At 66.9% G+C, this 4,314-nt stretch carries 4 protein-coding genes; 3 read left to right on the top strand and 1 reads right to left on the bottom strand.

Features of this window, described 5'->3' with window-relative positions:
• Positions 1-31 precede the first annotated feature (31 nt).
• From V6M46_RS09520 to V6M46_RS09510, 3 genes are all read left to right on the top strand, one after another.
• Complete coding sequence (locus V6M46_RS09520) at positions 32-1,435, top strand: LPXTG cell wall anchor domain-containing protein (RefSeq protein ID WP_332664174.1); 1,404 nt, start codon at positions 32-34, stop codon at positions 1,433-1,435.
• Between the two features lie 103 nt (positions 1,436-1,538).
• Positions 1,539-2,354, top strand: coding sequence for a DUF5819 family protein (locus V6M46_RS09515; protein WP_332664171.1), 816 nt, complete (start codon positions 1,539-1,541; stop codon positions 2,352-2,354).
• A gap of 2 nt (positions 2,355-2,356) precedes the next feature.
• Positions 2,357-3,469 (top strand): HTTM domain-containing protein, encoded by a 1,113-nt coding sequence (locus V6M46_RS09510; protein WP_332664169.1) that lies wholly within the window; start codon positions 2,357-2,359, stop codon positions 3,467-3,469.
• Here the strand turns inward: V6M46_RS09510 and V6M46_RS09505 are convergent.
• Positions 3,466-4,314 (bottom strand): MFS transporter (locus V6M46_RS09505; protein ID WP_332664166.1); only part of this gene is annotated, 849 nt, incomplete at its 5' end. The genes V6M46_RS09510 and V6M46_RS09505 overlap by 4 nt on opposite strands.

The following is a 4,314-nucleotide window of genomic DNA, read 5'->3' as shown; positions in this document are numbered from 1 at the left end:
TTTCGTGAACACGCAGAATGACGAGGGAAACATGAAGATCCGCAAAGCCACCATGGCACTGGGAACCTTGGTCCTGGCTTCCGGCACATCGATCGGCTTCGCCGGTAGCGCCAGCGCTGCTCCGGTGAGCCTCGTCACGGCGGACAGCTGCATCGACGACAGCGCTGACACCAGCGCAGACACGGACGCGGACGCCGACACCAGCGCCGACACGGATGCAGATGCCGACGCTGACGCCGACACGGATGCCGACTCCATCTCGGCGGACGCCGACAGCCAGCAGATCGACGGCCAGCTCGTGACCCTCATCGAGGGTGTGGCGGTCTCCGCGCCCAACGCCATCGAATCGGCCGGCGTCCTTACCACGGGCACCCAGACCGACGGCGAGCTCGTCACGACCAACACCGACGTCGAGGCGATCTCGAGCACCAACTCGACCGTCGCCGACGGTGTCCTCGCGACCAGCACCCAGACCGACGGCAACCTGGCCATCGGTGACGACGGCCCCGCGCTCGACATCGACGCGATCTCCGCGACCAACTCGATCGCCACGGACGTCGGTGCCAACGAGAGCGGCACCATCGCGACCGGCACCGAGACGGACGGCGAGCTCGTGACGTCCAACACCGACATCGACGCGGTCGCGGCGACCAACTCAGCTGCGCTCGACGGCATCCTCGCGACGAGCACGACCGGCACCGAGACCGACGGCGAGGTCGCGGCAGGCCTCGACCTCGACGCGGTCGCGGCAACCAACTCGGTCGCTGTTGACGTCGACGGCACGACCGGGCTCGAGGCCGTCACCGGCACGCAGACCAGCGGTGAGCTCGTCACCTCCAACGTCGACATCGACGCGGTTGCTTCGACCAACTCGGTCGGCATCGAGGGCATCCAGGCCGTGACCAGCACGACCGGCGAAGATGTCGATGGTGAAGTCGTCGCCGGCCTCGACGTCGACGCCGTTGCCGCCAACAACTCGGTGGGTGTCGAGGGCATCGAGGCCGTCACCGGCGAAACCGCCACGACGACCGATGGAGAGCTCGTCGAGTCCAACCTCGACATCGACGCGGTGGCCAGCCCCAACTCGGTCGGCGTCGCGGGTCTCCTCGCGACCGGCACGGAGGTCGATGGCCAGGCGCTCGCCGCACTCGACGTCGACGCGGTCGCCAGCACCAACTCCATCACCGGCGACACGGACATCGACGCAGTTGCCGTCGAAGGAGCGCTCGATGGCGTCCTGACGACGGGCCTCACCGGCACGAGCACGACGAGCGTCCTGAGTGCGACCCAGTTCAAGGCCGCCTCGGCGGACTGCGACGACGACGCTCTGCCGGACACCGGTGGCTCCAACCTCGGACTTCTTGCGGCCGGCGGAGTCCTCGTCGCTGCGGGTGGCGCGGTCATCTACGGTGCACGCCGCCGCCAGCAGGCCTGAGATCAGACGAGCAACACGAGCCTGACAACTCTGCATCTGACGCTGTCCACGGCTACGCTTCGGCGTAGCCGTGGACAGCGTCTGGCACGTAAGGACACCTGAAGTGGAAGACCCGAAAGCATCGCCGCACGCGACGACGATCCCGCCGATCGGACGACGCCTCGTGATCGTCGCGATCGGAGTCGTGTTCGCGGTTCACACGTTTCTGGTGACGCTGTGGGTCATGCCGCAGAACCCCTACTGGGACGCGGTCGGCCGCGAGAACCTCAGCGAGTACATCAACAACGATGTCTTCCCGTTCGAGCAGTCCTGGTCGGTGTTCGCCCCCATCCCGCGCCGCGGCGGAGAGAACGTCAAGGTCCGTGCCTACTACGGCACGCCGGGCGAGGACGACACCCGGGTGACCAACTGGTTCGACATCACGGCCGACGAGGACCAGCGGATCAAGTACCTCGTCAACCCGTCACGCTTCCACTCCGCGACCCGCCGCCTCGGCGGCAACATCAACTCGACCGTCGGCCAGTTCAACGAGCAGCAGCGACTGGTGATCGGCGGGATCCTCCTTACGTCGCCGCGCAGCGAGCTGGAAAAGCTGCTACTGCGGTACAACACGAAGGGCTTGGCCGGCCGATCGGCCATCAAGCAGTACCTCGACAACGACGAGATGCTGACTCGCTACGGCACGATGTACGCCAACGCGCGGTGGGGCAAGGGCGTCACCGCCGTGGAGTTCCAGGTGGGTCACCGCTCGGTGCCCAACTTCAGCAAGCGCCATGAGATCAACTTCCTCGACGTGCCATTCACCTACTACCGCGTCGGCATTCGCAAGGCCATGCCCGGAAACGCCGACGCGCAGGCCGCCTTCGACGGCTATGTCCGCAAGGCGCCCGCGCCGAAGTCCGAAAAGGGCGGTGAGTAGTCATGTCGCAACCGTCCAACGCCTCTCGGGGACTCGACCTGGTCAACGACTGGTACGACAAGTTCGAGTCATGGCTGCTGACCGACAAGCGCTCGATCTATGGCGCCTCGCTGGCCCGGATCCTCGCCGGCTGCTCGGTCATGGGCATCCTGATCACCAACTTCCGGGTCCGCAACCTGCTGTTCGGCGAGGGCTCGGTCTGGAACAAGCCCCTGCAGGACGGTTCGTTCTACTGGCCGCCGCGGGTCATCGTCGACGGCATGGGCAACACGACGTTCCTGTTCTACTACTTGCTGGTCATCTTCGTCGCGTTGCTGTTCGTGCTCGGCTGGCACACCCGCTTCGTCGGCCCGTTGATGCTGATCGGCCACATCTCGATCATCGAGCGGATCCCGGTCCTCGGCGATCAGGGTGACAACATCCTGCGCGTCGGACTGTTTCTCCTGATGTTCATGCACACCAGTGAGCACTGGTCGCTGGACGCTCGGCGGCGGGCCCGGACCGAGGCGCAGCCGGTCGGCCGGGGAGCCGGCGGCTTCGGCGCCGTGCTCAAGAACCTCTACAACAGCCACCGCGTGCTCCCGCTGTGGCTCACCAATGGCCTCCACAACGTCGTGCTGATCGCCCTCGCGTGGCAGCTCATGATCATCTACTTCTCCGCTGGCATGTTCAAGGTCAAGGGCGAGCTGTGGAGCCACGGAACTGCGCTGTACTACCCGCTGCAGCTGCAGGAGTACAAGCCGTTCCCGTTCCTCACCGATGCGTTCACCCACATCGGGATCGTGGTGGGGACGGCGACGTATGCCGCGGTTGTCGTCCAGCTCCTGTTCAGCCTCGCGTTGATCCACCCGATCTCACGACGGATCGCGATCTTCTGCGCGCTCATGTTCCACCTCTCGATCGCGGTGCTCATGGCGCTGCCGTGGTTCTCGCTGTCGATGATCGCGTTCGACGCGATCTTCGTGAGCACGTCGACATTCATCCTGTTCGACCGGTGGATCCGCGACAAGCTGCGACCGGTTGCCGACCTGTTCTGGGACGTCACGGATCCGATCGTCGACCGGCTGCCAGGTCGGGCCAAAGAACCCAGTCTGGTCGCGCAGAACGCCGACTAGGCGACCGAGGCGGCGACCCGGCGGCCGGACAGCACCAGGGCGATCACGGGCAGCGTCAGCACGGCTGCGGCCGCGTTGAGGGTGCCGTAGCCGCTGAGCGCGACCACGATGCCGGCAAGCAGCCCGCCGAGGGCGCCGGCGAGGTTCATCGAGAGATCGGAGAAGCCCTGCACCACGGGGCGATCGGCGGTGGCCAGCGTCCGCGTCAACATCGCAGCTCCGGCGATGACCGACGCCGACCACCCGATGCCCAGCAGCGTCAGGCCGACGGTGATCTGCACCTCGGAGTGGCCGGACGTCCCCGCGACGAAGACCGCCAGCAACAGGATGGACTGACCCAGCAGGATCGTGCGGTCGGCACCCCAGCGGTCACTCAGGACGCCCATGAGCGGCGACAGGGCGAACATGCCGGCGATGTGCAGGCTGATCGTGAGACCGATGACGTTGAGGCTCGAGCCGTGATCCTTCATGTGGACGGGGGTCAGCGCCATGACGGCCACCATGACGGCGTGCGAAGCGGCGATCGCCAGGATCGCGGTGGCGGTGCGGCCGCGGATGTGCGGAAGCGCTGCGCGGATGCCACGTGCGGCCGGCTTGGCGCCCACGGCATGCACGAGGGGGTCGGGGCGCAGGAACACGACGGTCAGCAGTCCGGCAAGCGCGAAGCCACCGGCCGAGAACAGCATCGGGCCGGCCAGGTCCGGCAGACCGACTGCATCCGCGACCGACGCTCCGGGGCCCGTCAGGTTGGGCCCGATGACTGCGCCGACGGTGGTCGACCAGACGACAAGGGAGAGCGCGAGGCCGACCTGGCCCGGCGCGGCCCGGTCGACGGCGGCGAATCG

Origin of the sequence: Aeromicrobium sp., assembly GCF_036676885.1 — a bacterium.
GTDB lineage: Bacteria > Actinomycetota > Actinomycetes > Propionibacteriales > Nocardioidaceae > Aeromicrobium.
This window is presented reverse-complemented; position numbering and strand designations above follow the sequence as displayed.

Excerpts from the sequence above, each read along its gene's own strand:
- V6M46_RS09520 (WP_332664174.1), top strand. The coding sequence starts at position 32 with ATGAAGATCCGCAAAGCCACCATGGCACTGGGAACCTTGGTCCTGGCT.
- V6M46_RS09510 (WP_332664169.1), top strand. The coding sequence starts at position 2,357 with ATGTCGCAACCGTCCAACGCCTCTCGGGGACTCGACCTGGTCAACGAC.